The following is a 20,953-nucleotide window of genomic DNA, read 5'->3' as shown; positions in this document are numbered from 1 at the left end:
CTTCCTGATTCTACTTATCCTGCAACACTGCAATCCCTGGCAGTTCTTTGCCTTCCCAGAATTCCAGAGTAGCTCCGCCGCCGGTGGAAAGATGGGAAATATCCTGGGCCACACCGGCTTTTTCCACCGCTGCCACCACATCTCCTCCGCCGATGATGGAGAAAGCTTCGGACTCGGCTATGGCCCGGGCTACATCTATGGTCCCTTCGGCAAACTTATCAATTTCAAAAACACCGATTGGCCCGTTCCAGATTACTGTGCCGGCCTTACTTATCAGGTCTTTATATATTTTCCTTGTCTGCGGTCCGATATCCAGCGCCATTTTATCTGCGGGAACAGATTCCACCGTTACCGTCTCTGCCTGCGCCGCCTCATCCACTTTATCCGCCACAATAAAGTCCACCGGCAAACAAAGGTTAACATCGTGGTTTGCGGCCTCCCGCATAATTTCTGCGGCATCTGCTAATTTATCTTCTTCCAACAGGGACCGGCCCATGTTATGGTCTTTGGCCCGCAAAAAGGTGTTGGCCATACCGCCCCCTAAAAGAAGAGAATCAGCCGTTTTCAAAAAGGTGTTGAGCACACCGATTTTATCGGCAATTTTACTGCCCCCTACGATGGCCACCACGGGACGCGTGGGGCTATGCAGGCTTTTTGTCAGGTTTTCAATCTCAGTAATCATCAAAAGGCCGGCTACTGCGGGGATATATTGAGCTACCCCGGAATTGGAAGCATGGGCCCGGTGGGCCGTGCCGAAGGCATCGGACACAAAAACATCGGCCAACTCTGCATAAGCTTTGGCCAATTCTGAATCATTTTTTTCTTCGCCGGGATGGAAACGAACATTTTCTAATAGCAGGACGCTGCCCGGCTTCAGTTCACCGGCGGCGCGTGTTACTTCCTCCCCCACCACTTCAGATGTTTTGGTCACTTCCATCTCCAAAAGGTCACTGAGCTTTTGCGCCACGCTGTCCAAGCGCAGAGCCTCATTTACTTTACCCTTGGGGCGTCCCAGATGGCTGGCCAGAATCACCGCCGCTCCCTGCTCCAAAAGGTAGCGGATGGTAGGCAGCGCTGCGCGGATTTTGGTATCATCTGTAATTGTCCCGTCTTCTTTTCTGGGCACATTAAAATCCACACGGGTAAAAGCCCGCATTCCTGATAATTTGATATCTTTTATTGATTTTTTTGTCAAGAAAGCACACCTCCACTAAGGTAGACGGCAATGTCTATAAGCCTTTTTGGCTCAGATATGCGGCAAGGTCAATGACGCGGTAGGCATAAGCCCATTCGTTATCATACCAGGAAACAACTTTAACCATATTATCCTGGATAACCATGGTGGACAGAGCATCAACTACGCTGGAGCGTGGATCCCCTTTGTAATCCACAGAAACCAGCGGCTCATCGGAAATGCCCAGAACGCCTTGCATGGGCCCTTGGGCCGCACGGCGGAAAGCGTTGTTTACATCCTCAGCGGTAACCTTGCTGTCAAGCTCAGCCACCAAATCCACCAGCGATACCGTGGGGGTGGGCACACGAACGGCAAAGCCGTCAATTTTGCCTTTAATGCCGGGCAGAACCACGGATACGGCACGGGCCGCACCGGTGGTGGTGGGAATCATGGAGAGGCCTGCGGCTCTGGCACGACGCAGGTCTTTGTGTGTTAAATCCAAAATCCGCTGATCGTTAGTATATGCATGAATGGTGGTCATTAAACCTTTTACAAAACCAAATTCATTGTCTAATACTTTACAAACCGGGGCCAGACAATTTGTGGTGCAGGAGGCGTTGGAAATAATATGGTGCTTTTCCGGGTTATAATCTTCTTCGTTAACGCCCATAACAATGGTATAATCTTCATTTTTGCCCGGTGCGGTAATAATTACTTTTTTGGCGCTGCCGCCAAGATGGTGGCCTGCCTCCTGAGCATCCCGGAATGCTCCCGTTGCTTCCACCACGATGTCTACACCGTGGTCTCCCCAGTTCAGCTTAGACGGGTCACGGTCCGCCAGAATTTTCACTTCCCGGCCGTTAATGATTAACGCTCCGTCTGCAGCCTGCACATCGTAGGAAGTGCGCCCGTATAAAGAATCATATTTTAGCAAATGGGCCAGCATCTCCGGATCCCGAGTGCTGTTAAACGCCACCACTTCCACATCAGGATGTTCTTCTGCAATGCGGATGCAGGCGCGGCCGATTCTGCCAAAGCCGTTTACACCAATTTTTACTGTCATCTTAATTCCCTCCCGCTAAATATTTGTCTGTCTGTTTATAAAGTGTATTGGGACAATTTTGACGCAAATCGCCTTAGAACAACAAAAAGTTCGCCTGTTGGCGAAAGTCGCTCTACTTTATTTCGCGAATTGTGCATAAATTCCTGCTGCAGGATTAAATTGCATACTCTATTTTAATAATTTGTATACCTTATAAAACGGAAAAATGACCCCGTTAATAAATAAAGAAGCAGGGCGCCGCTTTGACGCCCTGCTTATGCCTTAATTACAGGCGTTTTCGCTTATTGGAAGAGGGGATGGACATTTCTTCCCTGTACTTAGCAACGGTTCTGCGGGAAACCACAATGCCCCGCTTTGACAACAGCTCCATCAGCTTTTGATCACTTAGAGGCCGCTGCACATTTTCCGCTTCTATTAATTCTTTCAGGTGGCATTTTATAGACTCGGAAGAAACGGCGGTTCCATGGTAATCATCCACACCGGAGGCAAAGAAAAACTTCAGTGGGAACAGGCCCCGCGGAGTCTGCACAAATTTATTGGAGGTAGCCCGGCTGACGGTGGATTCATGTACGCCTATTTCATCGGCAATCTGGCGCAGCGTCATGGGACGTAAATGTTTAATGCCCTGATCAAAGAAATCCCGCTGGATACGTGTAATACATTCGGTAACGCGATAAACGGTAATCCGCCGCTGTTCTATACTTTTTAAAAGCCAAAGGGCTGAGTCAAGCCTTGTTTTAATAAAAGTGGAGGTCACCGATTCACTGTCCTTGCCCAATAGGGAGCGATAATAAGGATTAACGGCCAGACGTGGAATATTTTGCTCATTTACGATAACCACATATTCGCCGTCCACTTTTTCCACCACCACATCGGGGACAACATAACGCACATCACCAACGTCTCCCGCCAGCCTCCCCGGTTTGGGATCCAATGTACGGATAAAATCTACCGCCGCCTGCACGTCGGTAGCGCCGGCCCGCAATTCGGAGGCTATTTTTTTTATTTTATTATCGGCTACGTCGGCAAGATGAGTACGGACAATGGGCTTGGCTAAAGGATGAGGGCTATTGTGTTCCTGAATCTGCAGCAAGAGGCATTCCTGTAAATCCCTGGCGCCCACACCAACGGGGTCGAACTTTTGAATTACTTCCAGAACACCCAATATCTCGCGCGGCTCCGCACCAATTAGCATGGCCAGCTCTTTAAAATCACCTTTCAGATAACCGTGCTGATCCAGGTTGCCGATGATAAACTCGCCGATATGTTTCTCGGTAGGCGTCAGGCTGCACAGGCCCAGCTGGAAAAGCAGGTGTTCCTGCAACGTCGGCTCATTGCTGAGATAATAATCAAACCCGGGAGCATCTTCATTCTGGCGAATGGTAAAGGATGTCATGGGCTCCATGCCCTCATCTTTCAGATACTCCTCCCAGTCAATGGAGTCTTTTTCCTGCACAGGCTCTTCCACAGACTCATCGGTCTTTTTTTCCGTATCCTCGCTCTCATCAATTTCCAGGACCGGATTTTCCAATAATTGATTCTGGACATATGTCTGCAGTTCCAACGCCGAATACTGCAGCAGAGTAATGGCTTGCTGCAATTCCGGAGTCATCACAAGCTTTTGAGTTTGTTCCAATTTAAGGTGGTAGGACATCCGCATAACGGTAACTCCCTTACATTTAATGAAAAGTTGTAATATATCCTATGCTCGCCCGGGACGATGATGACAAGACATAAAAAGAAACTGTACAAAGCATCAGCTTAAGTACAGTTTCTCCATGCATTGCAAAATTCCTGCCAACTTTATGACAGAAAATTCTTACAATTATCTTTTTTTACCTAAATTTTGAGCCATCTTCTCTATTTTACGCATGCGATGATTTACACCTGATTTCCCCAAAGGGGGATCCAGCATCTCTCCCAGCTCCTGCAGACTGGCTTCTGGATGTTCGATGCGCAGCCTGGCCAGCTGCCTAAGCGGCGGATCCAGAGAGTCAAGGCCGATGGTATCGTTGATGGCACGGATGCTCTCCGCCTGCTTAACCGCTGCTTCCACCGTTTTGTTTACATTGGCCGTTTCAAAATTAATCAGGCGGTTAATACGGTTACGTATATCTTTCAGGATGCGCACATTTTCAAAATTTAAGAGCGCCGAGTGGGCACCGATCACATTTAAAAAGGCCACAATTTGCTCACTGTCTTTTAAGTAGGCCAAAAAACCGTTTTTGCGGGTTGTTACTTTGGCATGGGCACCGAAAGTTTTCATCATCTCCACCAGTTCCTCTGCCTGGTGCTGATAATCAGTGTATATTTCCAGATGATAGGAGTTTTCCGGATTGGACACGGATCCGGCGGCCAGAAACGCTCCGCGCAGATAGGCCCGTCGGCAGCATTTTTTCCTGCGAATTTGCTCATTAAGTTCCTGCACCAAGGCGCCTTCCCTCATTAATCCCAGGCGGGTCAGTACCTGGCGGACTCCACCGGGCTCGGAGATGCGTATCAGATAGATATTGTTTTTTCGCAGGCGGATTTTCTTACGCACCAAAAGCTCTGAATTCAGATTGAAAATCTGCTTAAATAACTGAAAAATACGACGTGCCACGGCAGGGTTAGAGGTAACAACATTTAATGTCAGGCGTTTGCCGCTAATCTGGACATTACCGCTGAGTCGGATAAAAGCGGTTAATTCCGCCACCTGACAGCAGGAATCACCCAACTCTTTGCGGGACAGTTCATTTTTTGTCTGCAGTGCGTATGTCATACTGTACACCTCTTTCACGGCGAAGTATACGTGTCAGCAGTTTAGGACCCTTGCTACCGTTTCCGTTTTTTACGCATTGCTTGGGCCTGGGAAATTATTTTTCTTGCCAGCGCATCCTGGTCATGCCGTACTAATGCTTCATGGGAAATCAGTGCGGCAGTTTGCACATCCACATCCATCTGCCGTAGCCGGTCTTTATCCGGAACAACGGGCACCGCCCCATCGTTGGCGTACTTTTCCAAAAGCGGGTCGGGAATATCCAGATTATCATTGACCACCACCATGTCAACCAGGCCCGGACCAACGTGGTCATAAATGGCCTGCAGGTGATCGGCGGCAGTATAGTCATCGGTTTCACCCGGTTGGGTCATTACGTTACAGATATAAATTTTCTTGGCCTTACTTTCCCGCAGCGCTTCTGCCACTCCCGGCACAAGCAGGTTGGCCAGCACGCTGGTGTAAAGGCTCCCCGGCCCAATCACCACAATTTCTGCATCGGCAATGGCCCTGGCGGCGCCGGGATAGATTTGTGAGGTATCCGGCTCCAAGTGCAGGCGCTCAATTTTGCCCTGCTCTTCGGGGATACGGCTTTCGCCCCGGATTAGGCGTCCGTCGTCTAAACGGGCCACCAGGTCCAGTTTATCCAGGGTTACCGGCAATACCTGCCCCTTAACGGCCAGAACCCGGCTGGCGGCAACCACCGCTTCTTCAAAGCCGAACTCTTCTGTCAGAGCAGCCAAAAACAAATTGCCCAGGTTGTGACCTTCCAAACCTTCACCGTTGGCAAAACGGTATTGAAATACCCTTTCTAAAAGCGGCTCGGTATTAGCCAGTGCCAAAAGACAATTGCGAATATCACCGGGGGGCAGCATACCTAAGTTTTCACGCAGGCGCCCCGAACTGCCACCGTCATCGGTTACAGCCACAATGGCGGACAAATTGGAACTGTACGCTTTTAAACCGCGCAAGAGGGTGGACAAGCCGGTCCCGCCTCCGATGGAGGTAATCAGCGGTCCGTTCTCACGGCAATAGTCCTTATAGAGCTCTTCCCAAAGCTGTGCTTCCTTGCGGGCGGATTTGTGACGGCCCAGATTTCGCAGTCTGGGAAAAATAAAAGCGGCACTGCCCAGTGCAAGGCCCAGGAAAAAATCGCGAATTTGCATAATCTCGTCTCCTAAGCTTTGTCAATATCCCGATACTCTTTAATCACACGATAATTCTTGCCGCTGAGGATCTTCCCCAGTTCATTGACCATAGATACCGACCGGTGCTTGCCGCCGGTACAGCCGATGGCTATTACCAATTGCGGCTTGCCCTCTTTGATATAACAGGGCACAAGAAACTGAATCATGTCCACAAGCTTTTGAAAAAATTTGTGGGTAATTGTCCACTTCCAGACATATTCTTTCACTTCTTCGTTATTGCCCGTGAGCGGACGCAAATGTTCAACATAATGCGGATTAGGCAAAAAACGAACGTCGAAAACCAGGTCGGCATCCAGCGGGACGCCATACTTGAAACCGAAGGCTACTAACGTTATCAGTATATTCTCCTGTTCGCTGTCCGGTGCATATAACGAAGTGATTTCTTCTTTTAGCTGCTGGGGGGTCAAGGCGGTGGTATCAATAATCTTATCTGCCTTACTGCGAATCATGGCCAGCCGGTTGGTTTCTTCCTTGATACCCTCCAGAATACTGCCCAGGGAAGCCAGAGGATGGCGTCTCCTTGTTTCTTTAAAACGCCTGATTAAAACATCTTGGTCCGATTCCAGGAAAAGAATTTCATAATCAAACCCGATATCCTCCAAGGCCTGCAGCGCTTCCAGGAGACTGGTGAAAAATTCGCCCCCCCGGATATCCGATACCAGAGCAATCCGGTTTATTTTACCTTCTGACTGGGCAGCCAGCTCGGCAAACTTGGGGATTAGCATCGGCGGCAAATTGTCAATACAGAAATATCCCAAATCTTCGAAGCTGCGCATGGCCTGACTTTTGCCTGCCCCCGACAGCCCGGTAATAATGACAAACCGGATATTTTCCACAGATCTCCCTCCATTCCAAGCTAAATACTAGTTCCGTTTCAGGCGCCTAAAGTCCTGCTTTTTTGCGACAGATTGCCTTCCAGATTGACAATACGCTCCCGCGGAATATTGAGCCGCTCCACCAGCTTGTACGCTGCGGCAAAATCCCCCACCCGCCCGGGCTCATGGGCGTCACTGTTAATAACAAAACGGACGCCTGTGGGCATGGCTGCTTTAATAAAGGGATCCAGTTCTTCTCCGTAGGAGCTGTTAATCTCCAGGAAAGTATTCTGCTGATGGCAGGCACGGGCCAGCGCCACCGTATCTATGTCCACCTGTAAACCGGGATGCGTAATAATATCGATGGGATAACGTTTCACCGCTGCCACAATGGCGTCGGTATTAATTTGTCTCAACCTGGACGAACTTCTTCCCGTCCAACCGGCCAAGAAATTTTGCGCCATCTGCTTAAAGCCGTCAAAGCTTTTTACCTTAACCAATTTGTGATACCCCACCAACAGAATATCCAATTCCCGCAGCATGGTGGTGGGCACATCAATGGTTCCGTCGGTATCCACGATATTGGCCTCCACGCCTAACAGGATTTCCAGTTTTGGATATTTGCGCCGCAGCGAGGCCACTTCTTTTTGCATGCGGTAAAAAGCCTGTACACCGCCAATGCCAATAAAGAAATGGCCGGGACCGTGGTCGGCAATGGCCAGCGTGGACAGGCCCCGTTTAACGGCAGCCTCTACGTTATCCTTAATACTGCCCTTACCATGGCTGTATCTGGTATGGGTATGATAATCTGCTATAACTTTCATAACAAAAAAGGCACCTCCTTATAGGTAGTGTGCCCAAATTAAGTCCATTCACGGAGTTTTTCTTCATCAAGCAGCACAATCCGCTGTTTATCAAGGGTCAAAACACCGTCTTTCTGAAAGCGGCTCAAAATACGGGCCACAGTTTCGCGGGAGGTCCCAATCATGCTGGCCATTTCCTGACGGGTAAGATCCAACTCCAGCACGATGCCGTCTTTGGTCTGCTTCCCCTCACGCCTGGCAAAACGCAGCAGCAGGCCAGCCATCCGGCCATAAGCATCGTGCAGAGCTAAATCACGCACCAAAAGCTGCGCCTGGCGTAAACGTTTGCTCATTACGCGCAGCAATTTAATGGCCAAGAGCGGATGGCTCTGCATCAGTTTTTCCATATCCGCACTGCGCAAAAGCCAACACTGTGTGTCTTCCACCGCTTCCGCCGTGGCCGGATATGGCCCGCGGTCAAAGAGAACCACTTCGGCGAAGATGTCACCGTCTTTTAGCATATGCAAAATCTGTTCCCGTCCGTCGGCGGTAGACTTGGAGATTTTCACCCGCCCCTGCCGGATTACAAATAATGCCTCCCCCTGTTCTCCCTCCATAAAGAGAACCGAGCCTTTGGCATATGAGCGTTCAATCATTACAGCGGCCACCATTCCCAGGTCCTCTTCGCTCAGACCTTCGAAAAAAGGAACCTTCTTCAGATATTCCACATTCTTATTCAGTGCCGCCACCTACTTTCCGTCGCTTTGGGAAACAAACCGTCTTTTGCCTCGTCGGGCCAGAAAACGGCGGACACGGTCCCCGTTTATGTTCAGGATATTTTCAGCGGGAATCCCGGCATCCAGTGCCACTTCCACCGCCAGGTCCAGCTCACCCACATTTCCGGAGAAGTGGGAGTCACTGCTTATAGATACCAGAATACCGTATTCTCTGGCCAGGCGGGCAATTTCCCGGCAGGGCTTCCTGCTTCCCTTGCGGACCAGAAACGAACTGTTGTTAATTTCCAGAGCTTTATTCTGCTGCTTTGCTGTTTGGACCACCTTTTCCATCTCAATGGGGAAGTCCGGATTGCCGGGATGGACTATGATGTCCACATAGGGGTTTTGCAGCGCATTTACCAGAGCTTTGGTGTTCTTCTTTTGGCAAAGGGGCTCCATACAGACATTATGCAACCCGGCCAGCACTATATCGAGCCTCTTTAAATAGTATTCCTTCAAATCCAACGAACCTTGCTCGTCCAGAATATTGACCTCGGCACCCCGCAAAATTTCCACGCCATGAATCTCAGGCGGCAAAACCCGCATGTTGCCGAAATAGTACTGGTGGGGGCCGCCGGGCATAGCCGGCCCGTGATCAGTGATGGCTATCATTTCCAAACCTTTGGCCGCCGCCGCTTTGGCAGTTTCTTCAATGGTACTGTACGCATGCCCGCTGGCCAATGTATGGACATGCAAATCAGCAAGAATCTTCATTACAGAAAATACACCTCATCAGTATATAACATGATAGTCAATTGCTTTAAGGTTGACACATCCGGTCATCAGCATGCCGTGGCGCAGCTGTGCTGTCATTTTCTCCAGCATTTGCCCCACACCTTCCGCTCCGCCGCCAAAAGCAGACCAAATCGACGGGCGTCCCACCAGCACCGCATTGGCTCCCAGGGCAAGCATTTTCAGGGCATCAATGCCGTTGCGCACACCACCATCGGCAAAAACGAAAATTTCACCTTTCACCCGCTCCACTATTTCCGGCAGCACATCGGCCACGCCGGGGGTACCGTCCAGGACCCGGCCTCCGTGGTTGGAAACAACAATGGCTTCCGCACCCATTTCCACCGCCATTTCAGCTTCCTGAACAGTCATAATACCTTTTAGAATCAAGGGGAGCTTGGTAAAGCTCTTTAGTTCACGCAATTGATAAAAAGTCTTGGGCCCCACCGGATGGCCTTTCATGGCCATGGTCACCAGGCCGGCGCCGTCGATATCAATACCCACCGCCACCGCACCGGCTGCTTCGGCCTGACCAATCCGCTCCTTAATGGAATCCATGGAGCGGGGCTTGATAATGGGAATCCCCAATCCCGTTGACCGGAGGGCATCCAGCCCTGCGGTGTAAATTTCATCTTCTGCACCGTCGCCGGTAAAGGCCAGTGAACCGGCCTCCTTTGCTCCCTCAGTCAAACAGGAGACAAACTCCGCTTCCGTCAGTGCCCCACCCATATTATAAGACGCTCCGGTCAGCGGTGCCACAAAGATGGGACTGGAAAAGGTATGATTGAACATTTTAAGTGTGGTGTCCGGCTCATCAATCTGATGCATGGTGCGCAAATTGATGTGATACATTGCCAACGATTCGATATTGTTTATGAAGGCAGAACCGGTAAGCAGGCCGCCCATGCCGGGAACTTCACCGGCGCAGGCTTTACCGTTGCATTGCGGACACACGCGGCAGTATCCCTGCATTTTTTCCCGGGCCCGGTCCCTGATTTGTTTTTCATCCATGGCGACCACCTTCCTCACCGTCGAAAAGATACTTATATATAAAATCTGCCACTCCATGCTCCGTATTGGCGGAGGTGATAATATCGGCCACCGCTTTTACTTCTTCGCGGGCGTTTGCCACCGCCACGCCCATGCCGGCATAAATTATCATATCCAGATCATTAAAACTGTCTCCCACCGCCGCCACTTCAGCCTGCGGGATATTATGTTTTTCCGCCAAAAACCGTAGCGCCTGGCCTTTGGTGGCCAAACGGTCGGTAATCTCCAGAAAATGCGGCCGGGAAATGGTAATGGACAACTCATCTCCATACTGCTCCAGAATCCTGTCTTTTATGCCGTCCAGCCAGCCGTCCCGGTTTATAATGGTGAGCTTGGTGGGTGGTGTATGTAGAAACTCAGCCAAATCGCCGACCGCCGTCACCTTCACCTTGGCCAGGTTCTGATAATAGCGGGACAGCTCATTTTCCTGGGCCACAAACAGTTCATCGTTAATATAGGCATTAAGATGCAGATTCTCTTCTGCCGCCAGCTCCGCCATTTCCTGCGCCAGATTAAGCGGTACCGGCCGGTGATAAAGGGTATCTTCTCCTCCGGCAGTGCGAATTAAAGCACCGTGATAGGTTATCAGGGGCAGGTCAATCTGCAATTCCCGGGCAAAAGGCACCGCCGAACGAAACATTCTCCCCGTAGCCAGCGTCACCAGGACACCATGTTTTGCTGCCTGGCGTATGGCGTGCCGGTTCTGGGGCGAGATTAAAAAGTCATCGCCCAGTAAGGTATCGTCCAGATCCAAAGCCAATAGTTTAAATGTCAACCACATCACCTCATTGCCAACAGAAGCTCTCAGGCATAAAGACTGTCAGCTTTATTATCATATCACGCATCCCCATGTTTTTTCCAGTTGCTCTGTAAAAAAAATAAGAAAGTCACGCTTATTCTGTGCCCTCAACGCGTGCTTTCAATACTGGTTACCTTAGCAACTTCGCAAATTGCGAAGCGTTATAATTTCTACCAGTGCAAGCAAAAGTTTTCCTGCAGGAATTAACTATAAAAGCTAGAATATAGCAGAAAGCGTTGCACACTTTGTTGAAAAAAATACAACTATAGGGGTCGGCATAAATGGAATCCATATATTTATTCTTTCAGGCAAACATCAAGCTGGTGTACTTTATTTATGGCCTGGTTTTTTTTATGATGGGGTTTGCCATTGCTCTGCAAAATGAGAAAAAAAGCTCGCTGATTCTGTCCAGATCCTTTAATTATCTGGCCATCTTTGGCATCGTTCACGGCATCTCGGAATGGGGCCATGTTTTTATTCCCATTGCGGAGAGGTACAGCAGTGACGCCGCTATTGCCGCCATGCACCTGATTGAGGCAAACCTAATTGGTTTTTCCTTTGTCTTTTTATTGTACTTCGGCGTCAAGCTGTGTGTGGATACGCTGGATTTGCCGGAGCAAATCCTGTGGATTCCCAAAATTGCAGGTTTCCTCTGGTTTACCGGCCTTATTGTCTACCCGCATTTGATGCAGTTGCCGGACATTAATCAATGGTATCTGCTGGCCGACATTGTTTCCCGTTATGCTTTTGCCTTCCCCGGTTCGGCTCTGGCCGCCTATGGCATCTGGCTGCAGCGGGATGATCTGGCCTCCCTGGGCCAGCCCAGCGTGTTTGGCCATCTGCGCTGGACGGCGGTAATGTTTGCCCTTTATGCCGTCTTTGCCGGTTTGATTGTGCCCCAGGCACCGTTTTTCCCCGCCAACCGGCTCAACATTCAAAACCTGTTTAGTCTCACCGGTTTTCCGGTGGCAGTCTATCGGGCCACAATTGTTGCAGTAATTTCTTATTTTGTCATTCGCCTGACGGCAATTTTTAATTATGAATATCGCCAGGAACTAATCGAAACCCAGCAGAGTTATGCCATTTTGCGGGAAAGGCAGCGCATTCGCCGCGATATGCATGACGGAATTCTTCAGGGAATTTATGCGGTGGGACTCTCCATGGACACCGCCAAACACCTGACCACGGTAAATCCGGCAAAAGCTGCCGACATCATCGCCAAAGGCAATCAGCGCCTGGATGAAATCAATACGGAAATACGACACTACATCATGGATATGCAGTCTACCACATTTGGCGAGCTTTCCGTTAAAGAAATTGTTCTGGGCATGGTGGAAGAGTTCAAGGACCAGCATAAACTGCCGGTGGAAGTGCGCATTCATGACTCCCGGAATGAAAAATTAAGTTCGCAACATAAAGAGCAGATCTATTTTATCGTTCAGGAGCTTTTGACTAATATTGCCCGGCACAGCAAAGCCACCAAGGCAGCCGTTTCCCTGGTCTTTCATCCCCAACATCTCATCCTGGAAGTTTCCGATAACGGCATCGGCTTGCCTGCCAAACAGCGGCGCAGTGGTCTGCAAAATATCATGGACAGATCCGAACAAATCGGCGCCGACATTGAAATACAAAGCAGCAAACAAAACGGCACTTTAACCAGGCTGCAGATTCCGTACAACTAATGAAACATCTTAAAGTAAGAAGTAAAAGGCACGCCGGCGGCGTGCCTCTTTTATATCAACAGACTATTCAGTTCTCTACTTTTCATCAAAAACTGCACTGAGCACACTACTGATGATAGATAGCAGCAGCGCACCGGCAATGCCCATCAAAATCCCGTCCACATAGAATCCGGTCACCGCTTCGGCAACAAGCCACAACAAAAAGCCGTTAATAACCAAAGTAAAGAGCCCCACGGTCAATATGGTGATGGGCAGGGCAATCAAATTCACCACCGGGCGTATTACCGAATTGACAAAGCCCCAGACCAATGCAGCCACCACAACTGCGGCAAAACCGTCCAGCGTAATTCCGGTTATAATCTGCGCTGTTAAATAAAGCGCAATCGCATTGAGAATCCAACGCCAAATAAAACCCCGCACATTTCTCACCTCGGTTATGTAATAAGCGTGCTTTGTAACAATACTTCAATTCGACACAACAAGCAAAATCCCTTTTAATTGCTAAACATTACCGGATAAACCCTGATTTGCCGATTATTACGGACATATTTTGGGCCCGAACCTGAATACTAAGAAGAGAATGCAAGCTTTTTGGGAGGGTCAATATGTTAACAGGAAGCAAAACAATTTTTACTGCGGAGCCGGTACAATGGGCCGCAGATTATGTGCTTGATATCCTGGAAACACTGCAGGAAGGAGCCACCGACAGCGAATATGGCCTGGAGTTACTGGCGCTGGAACGGGAAGAGCTGCGCGGCGTATGGCAGGAATTAATGAATACTGCCCCGTCGGCCAAGAAGCCCGTTTTTTTTGCCGCAGGACGGGAAGGCGCCCGGCTGTTTGTGATTCGTCAGCTACTATCGGTACTGCCTGCACGACAATGCTTACTGCATGATCTGGACAGGGTTTTTCAGCAGACCTGTGTACGCCTGGCTCATGAATATTTCTTTTTTGCCGGCTTTCATTTATGCCTGGAAAAAAAAGCGCCTCCTGAGGAAATAGTGATCCGCGCCTTAAAAATAATGGAGAGACAGGGCTTAAGCAGCAAAATGCTGTTGGGTGAGCATCCCCTGCATATCTACTGCCTGGATTATGAAATGCCGGATCCAGCCTATTATCTCTACCCTTCACACTCCATTGTCTGCGGGGCCACCGATTTTACCCCCCAGCGGCAACTGCACTGCCTGCTGCATGAACTGGGTCACGTGGTTTATGCCGGCAAACAAAACAACAAACTGCAGCCAGATAACGCCAGCCGGCGGCAAATGGCGGAACAGTTTGCCAATGGTTTTGCCAGAAAACATCTCACCCCGGTTTAAGTCCGGTCCTCTTCACGGAGATACTCATACAGGGTGGCGGCAACAGCTTCATTCATGCCCTCCACCTCAGCCAACTGTTCAACGGAAGCTCTGCGCATTTCGGCAATACTGCCAAAATGTTTTAGCAGAGCTTTTCTGCGTGCCTCACCAATCCCCGGCACATCCAGCAAAAGCGATCCCCGGACCCCTGGCCGGCGTTTGCGCTGATAGGTGATGACAAAGCGGTGAGCCTCATCCCGCACCCGCTGCAGAAGCTGCAGCGCAGCACTATTGCGTGGCAGGCGCAGCGGCTCACGGCGGCCGGTGACAAAAACCAGTTCTTCTTCCTTGGCCAAAGAGATCATGGGCACATCGTTATAGCCGGCCTCCTCCATGGCTTGCCGGGCCGCATTAAGCTGTCCGATGCCGCCATCAATGAGAATCAAATCCGGCACCAACAAAAACGGATCTTCCATGTTCTCCGGGGGCTCACCGGCATCCCGCAGTGCCGCCAGACGGGCAAAACGCCGGGAGAGTGTTTCCCGCATGGATGCATAATCATCGGGCTTATCTACGCTACGGACGCGAAACCGCCGGTAATCAGACGGCTTTGCCACTCCGTTTTCAAAGACTACCATGGCCGCCACCGTACCCTCTCCGTGCAGATGGGAAATATCATACCCTTCAATGCGGCAGGGAGGCTCTTCCAGAGACAGTGCTTCGGTCAGGGCACGCAGCGCTGCCTGGGGATCCCTGGCTCGCTGACGCAGCACTTCCTGCTCCAAAAACATGGCAGCATTGTCCAGCGCCATACGCGCCAGATCTTTTTTTGCTCCGCGCTGCGGCACATGGATACGGACCCGTCCGCCTCTTTTACCCCGCAGCCACTCCTCCAACAGAGCTGCATCGGGTATCTCCCCGGAAAGAAGAATTTCCGGCGGAATCTCCCCGGCATGGGTGTAATAGCGGCGCAAAAAAGCGGCCAACATTTCCGCCTCATCCTCACCGGTGGGATTAGTCAGCAAAAAATGCTCCCTGCCGGTCAGCTTACCGCCCCGCACCGCAAAAAGCTGGGCGCAGCCCAGATCTTCCCCGGCGGCCAGCGCAATAATATCGCGGTCGCCCCCTTCTGTGAGGGCGATTTTTTGTTTCTCCCGGATAGCCTCCACCGCCTGGTACTGGTCGCGCAGCCGGGCAGCCTTCTCAAATTCCAGGTTTTGTGCCGCCTCTTCCATCCGGGCTGCAAGTTCATGCAGCAGCCGGTCCTGCTTTCCCTCCAGAAACAGCAGCACTTCATCCACCAGCTTGCGGTACTCTTCTTCACCCACTTCTCCGTCACAGGGAGCCAAACAGCGGTCGATATGGCGGTTCAGGCAGGGGCGCCCGGACTTGGCCGGATCCACCGGCCCGCGGCAGTGCCGCAGCGGAAACAACCGCCTGATGAGACGGATTGTCTCCCGTACCGCCCCGGCGTTGGTATAGGGGCCGAAATAACGGGCACCGTCCTTTTCCACCCGCCGGGCCACATGGATGCGGGGGAATGGCTCCTGCACCGTAACACGGAGATAGGGGTAATGTTTATCATCTTTTAAATCGATATTGTAACGGGGCTTGTACTCTTTAATCAGATTGCTCTCCAGAATCAGCGCTTCCACTTCGGTGTCCGTCACCGTGTAGTCCAGGTCGGCAATCTTCTCCACCAGGGCCCGCACCTTGGGTGAGAGTTTCTGGGCAGACTGAAAATAGGAGCGGACCCGCTGTCTCAGATCCACCGCCTTGCCAACGTAAATAATCTTGCCCCGCTGATCTTTCATCAGATAGACACCGGGGCGGCGCGGCAGCCGCGCCAGTTTATCCTGGATAGTATCTTTCTCAGTCATACATGCCTCCGCTACTCCTGGGCCCTAGCCAGGACTTTCTGTAAAAACCGTCCGGTGTGCGATTCCGCCACCTGAGCCACCTCTTCGGGGGTGCCGCTGGCCACAATCCTACCGCCGGCATCCCCGCCTTCGGGCCCCAGATCAATCAGATAATCGGCGCGCTTAATCACATCCAGGTTATGCTCAATGACCAAAACACTGTCACCGTTATCCACCAGCCGGTCCAGGATGGTCAAAAGTTTGCTGATATCATCGCTGTGCAGGCCGGTGGTGGGTTCGTCCAGAATATAGAGGGTTTTGCCCGTACTGCGGCGGGAAAGTTCGGTGGCCAGCTTTACACGCTGCGCCTCTCCGCCGGAGAGGGTGGGTGCAGGCTGTCCCAGGCGAATGTAGCCCAGTCCCACATCGTAGAGTGTCTGCAGTTTGCGTTTAATGCGGGGAATGGCATCAAAAAACTCCAGCGCTTCGGTCACCGTCATGGCCAGCACATCGGCGATGTTTTTGCCCTTATAACGGATCTCCAGAGTTTCCCGGTTGTAACGTTTGCCGCGGCATACTTCGCAGGGCACATAAACATCGGGCAGAAAATGCATCTCGATGCGCAAAATGCCGTCACCGCGGCAGGCTTCGCAGCGGCCACCCTTAACGTTAAAGCTGAAGCGTCCAGGCATGTAGCCGCGGGCCCGCCCCTCGGAGGTGCGGGAAAACAGCTCCCGGATATAATCAAAAACACCGGTATAGGTGGCGGGGTTGGAACGCGGCGTACGCCCGATGGGTGACTGGTCCACATCAATTACCTTATCCAGATGCTCAAGCCCCAAAAGCTCATCATGGTCCGCCGGTTTCTGCCGACCGCGGTGCAACTCCAGTGCCAGCCGCCGGTAAAGAATCTCATTAATCAGGGTGCTTTTCCCGGAGCCGGAAACTCCGGTGACACAGGTCAGCACACCAAGAGGAATGGGCACACTAAGGTCTTTTAAGTTATGGGCCTTGGCGCCCTGGACTTCCAGCCACTTACCGTTGGGCTCCCGCCGTTTATCAGGTACATGAATGGCTTTTCTGCCGCTCAGATACTGCCCGGTCACCGATTCGGGAACTTTTTTAATCTCCTCCACCGGCCCGGCGGCCACCACCCGGCCGCCCCAGGCACCGGCACCGGGACCGATATCAAGAATATGGTCGGCGCGTTCAATGGTCTCTTCATCGTGCTCCACCACAATCACAGTGTTGCCCAGATCCCGTAAACGCTCCAAAGTTTTAATCAACCGCTCGTTGTCGCGCTGGTGCAAGCCGATGCTGGGCTCATCCAGGATATAGAGCACTCCGGTGAGACTGGAGCCAATCTGGGTGGCCAGGCGGATGCGCTGTGCCTCGCCACCGGACAGGGTGCCGGCGGCACGGTCCAGCGTCAGGTACTCCAAACCCACATTTAAGAGAAAGCCAAGCCGCTCTTCAATTTCCTTGATCACCAGGCGGCCAATCTGCTGTTCCTTCTCCGATAACTCCAGGCTGCCTATATATTCCCGCGCCGCATGCACGGTGAGGGACGTTACTTCGGCGATGTTTTTCTCCCCCACCGTCACCGCCAGGCTGGCAGCCTTCAGCCGGCTGCCGCCGCATTCCGGGCAGGGCGTATGGGACATATAACTTTCCAGGTCTTCACGAACCTGCTCCGAGGTGCTCTCCCGGTAGCGCCGCTCCAGATTGGGGACAACCCCTTCAAAGCGCAGGTTATATTGATGCAAACGGCCGTGAGCATCTGTATAGCTAAAGGGAATCCGCTCCTTTGCTCCCCATAAGAGCAGTTTCTGCTGCTTTTTAGGCAGTGAGGCAAAGGGTTTGTCCATATCGATTTCAAAATGCTTGGCCGCCGTCTCCAGTAGCTGCTGATAATAACCCTGTGTGCCTGATTTCCAGGGAGCGATGGCCCCTTCTCTTAAAGTACGCCGTTTGTCGGGAATTACCAGATCCGGGTCAATTTCTGCCTTGCTGCCCAGGCCGGTGCACGGCGCGCATGCTCCGTACGGACTGTTAAAAGAAAACATCCGCGGAGACAACTCTTCAAAGGAAAAACCGCACTGCGGGCAGGCAAAAGCCGAGGAAAAGAGAATTTCCTCCCCGTCAATAACGTCGATTATCACCAGTCCTCCACCGTAATTCAGTGAAGTTTCCAGCGAATCGGCCAGCCGCGGTTCCAGCCCTTCCTTGATTACCAGACGGTCTACAACAATTTCGATGTTATGCTTTTTGTTTTTATCCAAAGTAATTTCTTCATCCAAGTCACGCAGCTCACCGTCCACCCGCACCCGGACAAAGCCGTCGGCCCGGGCATCCTGGAACAGTTTGCTGTATTCACCTTTACGGCCCCGTACCAGCGGCGCCAACACCTGAATTTTGGTGCGCTCCGGCATGGTCATTATCCTGTCCACCATCTGCTCCACCGTTTGCTGGGCAATCTGGATCTCACAGTGGGGGCAGTGGGGCCGGCCGATGCGGGCAAACAACAGCCGCAGGTAGTCATATATTTCCGTCACCGTACCCACCGTGGAGCGCGGGTTGCGGGAGGTAGTTTTCTGGTCAATGGAAATTGCCGGTGAGAGCCCCTCAATATAGTCCACATCCGGCTTATCCATCTGTCCCAGAAACTGCCGGGCATAAGCGGACAAAGATTCCACATAGCGGCGCTGCCCTTCGGCATAGACCGTATCAAAAGCCAGGGAAGATTTCCCTGAACCGGACACACCGGTAATCACAACCAACCGGTTGCGCGGGATTTCCACATCAATATTGGCCAGGTTATGTTCCCGGGCCCCTTTAATTAAAATCTTATCCTGAATCATTTATTTCTCCTCTATTCCTGTTTTTCGCAGCGCTGCAATCATATCGCGCAGGTGGGCAGCCTGTTCAAAATCCAGCTCCTTGGCTGCTTTTTTCATTTCCTTTTCCAGCTTGGCAATTGTCTTCTTACGTTCCGCCGGGCTCAGCTCTGCCGGGCTGTCTTTATCCACATAGTCGGAGAGCGCCTCTTCTGCCACCTGGGTGGCTTCAATTACGGCACGCACCGCCTTTTTAATAGTAGCAGGTGTAATATTGTGCTCCCGGTTAAATTCCATCTGAATCTGACGGCGCCGTTCTGTTTCATCCATGGCCTTTTGCATGGAATCGGTTACTTTATCGGCATACATAATCACGGTGCCGTGGACGTTACGGGCCGCCCGGCCAATGGTCTGAATCAGGGAACGCTCCGCCCTGAGGAAGCCTTCTTTATCGGCATCTAAAATGGCCACCAGGGAAACCTCGGGCAAATCCAGCCCTTCCCGCAGCAGGTTAATACCCACCAGTACATCAAACTCACCCAGGCGCAAATCACGGATAATTTCCATCCGCTCCAGGGTGTTAATTTCCGAGTGCAGGTAACGGACCCGCACGCCCAATTCCTTATAATACTCGGTTAAGTCCTCCGCCATCCGTTTGGTCAGCGTGGTGACCAGCACCCGCTCATTGGCCTCAGCCCGGAGGCGGATTTCACCGTACAGATCATCAATCTGTCCTTTTACGGGACGCATAATAATCTCCGGGTCAATTAGGCCGGTGGGCCGGATAATCTGCTCCACCACCTGTTGACTGTGTTCCTGCTCGTAGGGGCCCGGCGTGGCAGAAACATATACCGCCTGATTCACCAGCTCCTCAAACTCATGGAAAATCAGGGGGCGGTTATCCAGCGCCGAAGGAAGGCGGAAGCCGTGCTCCACCAGCGTCTCCTTACGGGAGCGGTCCCCGGCGTACATCCCCCGGACCTGGGGAATGGTTTGGTGCGACTCATCTATAAACAGCAGAAAATCCTCCGGAAAATAATCTATCAGCGTATGGGGACGGCTGCCTGCAGGCCGCCGGTCCATGTGGCGTGAATAGTTTTCGATGCCGGTGCAAAACCCGATTTCGTTCATCATCTCCAAATCATAGTTGGTCCGCTGCTCCAGCCGCTGGGCTTCCAGCAGTTTATCCCTGCTGCGCAGCTCCTGCAGCCGCACCTCCAACTCCGACCGGATATCAACCATGGCCGCTTCCAGCGTATCCCGGGAAGTGACAAAGTGGGAAGCGGGGAAAATAGCAATATGCTGCCGCTCACCAAGAATTTCACCGGTCAGCGTATCTATCTCCCGGATCCGCTCTATTTCATCACCGAAAAACTCCACCCGCACCGCTTTCTCCGTAGACGAGGCGGGGAAAATCTCCAGCACATCGCCGCGCACCCGGAAACGGCTGCGCTCCAGCTGCACGTCGTTGCGTTCAAACTGGATGGACACCAGCTGCTTGACAATCTCGTCCCTGCTCTTTTCCATCCCCACCCGCAGCGAAACCACATGCTCTCGGTATTCATCCGGGGAGCCCAGGCCGTAGATGCAGGACACACTGGCCACAATAATAACATCGCGGCGCTCAAACAGCGCACTGGTGGCTGAGTGGCGCAACTTTTCAATTTCATCATTAATGGCCGAATCCTTTTCGATATAAGTATCGGACTGGGGGATATACGCCTCCGGCTGGTAGTAATCATAATAACTGACAAAGTACTCCACGGCATTGTCGGGGAAAAAATCACGAAACTCGCTGCACAGCTGAGCCGCCAGCGTTTTATTATGTGCAATTACCAACGTGGGCCGCTGCACTTTTTCAATAATATTGGCCATGGTAAAGGTTTTACCTGAACCGGTGACCCCCAACAGAGTCTGGTGCCGAAAGCCTTTTTTCAGCCCCTCCGTCAGCTCCTCAATGGCCTTGGGCTGATCGCCCTGCGGGCCAAACTCACTTTTAATCTGAAACCGTGTCATCTATCCTGCTCCTTATAAATTTTCCTCATACAAGTAAACATAACTATTATACCACAAACATGTCGATTTTTGACCACCCCGAA

The 20,953-nt window shown here is 51.7% G+C and carries 17 protein-coding genes; 2 read left to right on the top strand and 15 right to left on the bottom strand.

The features are described 5' to 3' along the window. Positions 1-10: 10 nt before the first annotated feature. From DEALDRAFT_RS05810 to DEALDRAFT_RS05760, 11 genes are all read right to left on the bottom strand, one after another. Positions 11-1,195 carry a phosphoglycerate kinase gene (locus DEALDRAFT_RS05810; protein ID WP_008515744.1) on the bottom strand — a complete coding sequence of 395 codons (1,185 nt, stop codon included), beginning with the start codon at positions 1,193-1,195 and terminating at the stop codon, positions 11-13. 34 nt (positions 1,196-1,229) lie between these two features. After that, positions 1,230-2,237, bottom strand: coding sequence for a type I glyceraldehyde-3-phosphate dehydrogenase (gene gap, locus DEALDRAFT_RS05805; protein WP_008515743.1), 1,008 nt, complete (start codon positions 2,235-2,237; stop codon positions 1,230-1,232). A 265-nt stretch (positions 2,238-2,502) separates the two neighbouring features. Next, on the bottom strand, positions 2,503-3,897 hold the full coding sequence (gene rpoN / locus DEALDRAFT_RS05800; RefSeq protein WP_008515740.1) for an RNA polymerase factor sigma-54: 1,395 nt from the start codon (positions 3,895-3,897) through the stop codon (positions 2,503-2,505). 165 nt (positions 3,898-4,062) lie between these two features. Then, positions 4,063-4,998 carry a DNA-binding protein WhiA gene (whiA, locus tag DEALDRAFT_RS05795; RefSeq protein ID WP_008515739.1) on the bottom strand — a complete coding sequence of 312 codons (936 nt, stop codon included), beginning with the start codon at positions 4,996-4,998 and terminating at the stop codon, positions 4,063-4,065. A gap of 53 nt (positions 4,999-5,051) precedes the next feature. After that, positions 5,052-6,161, bottom strand: a complete 1,110-nt coding sequence (locus DEALDRAFT_RS05790) for a gluconeogenesis factor YvcK family protein (RefSeq protein WP_008515737.1) — start codon at positions 6,159-6,161, stop codon at positions 5,052-5,054. 11 nt (positions 6,162-6,172) lie between these two features. Further along, a complete protein-coding gene (gene rapZ, locus DEALDRAFT_RS05785; protein ID WP_008515735.1) occupies positions 6,173-7,039 on the bottom strand; it encodes an RNase adapter RapZ in 867 nt (288 codons plus the stop codon). Positions 7,040-7,077: 38 nt separating this feature from the next. Next, positions 7,078-7,842 (bottom strand): PHP domain-containing protein, encoded by a 765-nt coding sequence (locus DEALDRAFT_RS05780; RefSeq protein WP_008515734.1) that lies wholly within the window; start codon positions 7,840-7,842, stop codon positions 7,078-7,080. 38 nt (positions 7,843-7,880) lie between these two features. Beyond that, the gene (locus tag DEALDRAFT_RS05775; protein ID WP_008515732.1) at positions 7,881-8,570 is read right to left on the bottom strand and encodes a Crp/Fnr family transcriptional regulator; all 690 of its coding nucleotides are present in this window, start codon (positions 8,568-8,570) and stop codon (positions 7,881-7,883) included. Further along, a complete protein-coding gene (locus DEALDRAFT_RS05770; RefSeq protein WP_008515731.1) occupies positions 8,571-9,311 on the bottom strand; it encodes a phosphatase in 741 nt (246 codons plus the stop codon). Between the two features lie 18 nt (positions 9,312-9,329). Continuing rightward, positions 9,330-10,340 (bottom strand): alpha-hydroxy-acid oxidizing protein, encoded by a 1,011-nt coding sequence (locus DEALDRAFT_RS05765; RefSeq protein WP_008515729.1) that lies wholly within the window; start codon positions 10,338-10,340, stop codon positions 9,330-9,332. Further along, a complete protein-coding gene (locus DEALDRAFT_RS05760) occupies positions 10,333-11,154 on the bottom strand; it encodes a Cof-type HAD-IIB family hydrolase (RefSeq protein WP_008515728.1) in 822 nt (273 codons plus the stop codon). Before DEALDRAFT_RS05760 ends, DEALDRAFT_RS05765 begins: the two co-directional genes overlap by 8 nt. Before the next feature lie 305 nt (positions 11,155-11,459). On the opposite strand from DEALDRAFT_RS05760, the gene DEALDRAFT_RS05755 reads away from it, so the two are divergent. Next, the gene (locus DEALDRAFT_RS05755; protein WP_008515725.1) at positions 11,460-12,860 is read left to right on the top strand and encodes a sensor histidine kinase; all 1,401 of its coding nucleotides are present in this window, start codon (positions 11,460-11,462) and stop codon (positions 12,858-12,860) included. Positions 12,861-12,935: 75 nt separating this feature from the next. On the opposite strand, the gene DEALDRAFT_RS05750 is transcribed toward DEALDRAFT_RS05755, so the two are convergent. Then, positions 12,936-13,280, bottom strand: a complete 345-nt coding sequence (locus DEALDRAFT_RS05750; RefSeq protein WP_008515724.1) for a phage holin family protein — start codon at positions 13,278-13,280, stop codon at positions 12,936-12,938. Between the two features lie 185 nt (positions 13,281-13,465). Between DEALDRAFT_RS05750 and DEALDRAFT_RS05745 the strand changes: the two genes are divergently transcribed. Then, positions 13,466-14,179, top strand: a complete 714-nt coding sequence (locus DEALDRAFT_RS05745; RefSeq protein ID WP_008515722.1) for an ImmA/IrrE family metallo-endopeptidase — start codon at positions 13,466-13,468, stop codon at positions 14,177-14,179. On the opposite strand, the gene uvrC is transcribed toward DEALDRAFT_RS05745, so the two are convergent. The 3 genes from uvrC to uvrB are packed head-to-tail and all read right to left on the bottom strand — an operon-like array spanning position 14,176 to position 20,870. Further along, complete coding sequence (gene uvrC / locus DEALDRAFT_RS05740) at positions 14,176-16,038, bottom strand: excinuclease ABC subunit UvrC (RefSeq protein WP_008515721.1); 1,863 nt, start codon at positions 16,036-16,038, stop codon at positions 14,176-14,178. The two genes, DEALDRAFT_RS05745 and uvrC, sit on opposite strands and share 4 nt — an antisense overlap. 11 nt (positions 16,039-16,049) lie before the next feature. After that, complete coding sequence (gene uvrA / locus DEALDRAFT_RS05735; protein ID WP_008515719.1) at positions 16,050-18,878, bottom strand: excinuclease ABC subunit UvrA; 2,829 nt, start codon at positions 18,876-18,878, stop codon at positions 16,050-16,052. Continuing rightward, entirely contained in the window at positions 18,879-20,870 is a 1,992-nt protein-coding gene (gene uvrB / locus DEALDRAFT_RS05730; protein WP_008515716.1) for an excinuclease ABC subunit UvrB, read from the bottom strand. It abuts the gene before it with no gap. Positions 20,871-20,953 lie beyond the last annotated feature (83 nt).

This window comes from Dethiobacter alkaliphilus AHT 1 (assembly GCF_000174415.1).
GTDB lineage: Bacteria > Bacillota > Dethiobacteria > Dethiobacterales > Dethiobacteraceae > Dethiobacter > Dethiobacter alkaliphilus.
The sequence above is the reverse complement of the archived record's forward strand: the minus strand, read 5'-3'. Positions and strand labels throughout refer to the sequence as shown.

Coding starts and splice junctions, on each gene's coding strand:
- gap (WP_008515743.1), bottom strand. CDS start 2,237: ATGACAGTAAAAATTGGTGTAAACGGCTTTGGCAGAATCGGCCGCGCC.
- rpoN (WP_008515740.1), bottom strand. CDS start 3,897: ATGCGGATGTCCTACCACCTTAAATTGGAACAAACTCAAAAGCTTGTG.
- whiA (WP_008515739.1), bottom strand. CDS start 4,998: ATGACATACGCACTGCAGACAAAAAATGAACTGTCCCGCAAAGAGTTG.
- DEALDRAFT_RS05790 (WP_008515737.1), bottom strand. CDS start 6,161: ATGCAAATTCGCGATTTTTTCCTGGGCCTTGCACTGGGCAGTGCCGCT.
- DEALDRAFT_RS05780 (WP_008515734.1), bottom strand. CDS start 7,842: ATGAAAGTTATAGCAGATTATCATACCCATACCAGATACAGCCATGGT.
- DEALDRAFT_RS05770 (WP_008515731.1), bottom strand. CDS start 9,311: ATGAAGATTCTTGCTGATTTGCATGTCCATACATTGGCCAGCGGGCAT.
- DEALDRAFT_RS05765 (WP_008515729.1), bottom strand. CDS start 10,340: ATGGATGAAAAACAAATCAGGGACCGGGCCCGGGAAAAAATGCAGGGA.
- DEALDRAFT_RS05755 (WP_008515725.1), top strand. CDS start 11,460: ATGGAATCCATATATTTATTCTTTCAGGCAAACATCAAGCTGGTGTAC.
- DEALDRAFT_RS05745 (WP_008515722.1), top strand. CDS start 13,466: ATGTTAACAGGAAGCAAAACAATTTTTACTGCGGAGCCGGTACAATGG.
- uvrC (WP_008515721.1), bottom strand. CDS start 16,038: ATGACTGAGAAAGATACTATCCAGGATAAACTGGCGCGGCTGCCGCGC.
- uvrA (WP_008515719.1), bottom strand. CDS start 18,878: ATGATTCAGGATAAGATTTTAATTAAAGGGGCCCGGGAACATAACCTG.
- uvrB (WP_008515716.1), bottom strand. CDS start 20,870: ATGACACGGTTTCAGATTAAAAGTGAGTTTGGCCCGCAGGGCGATCAG.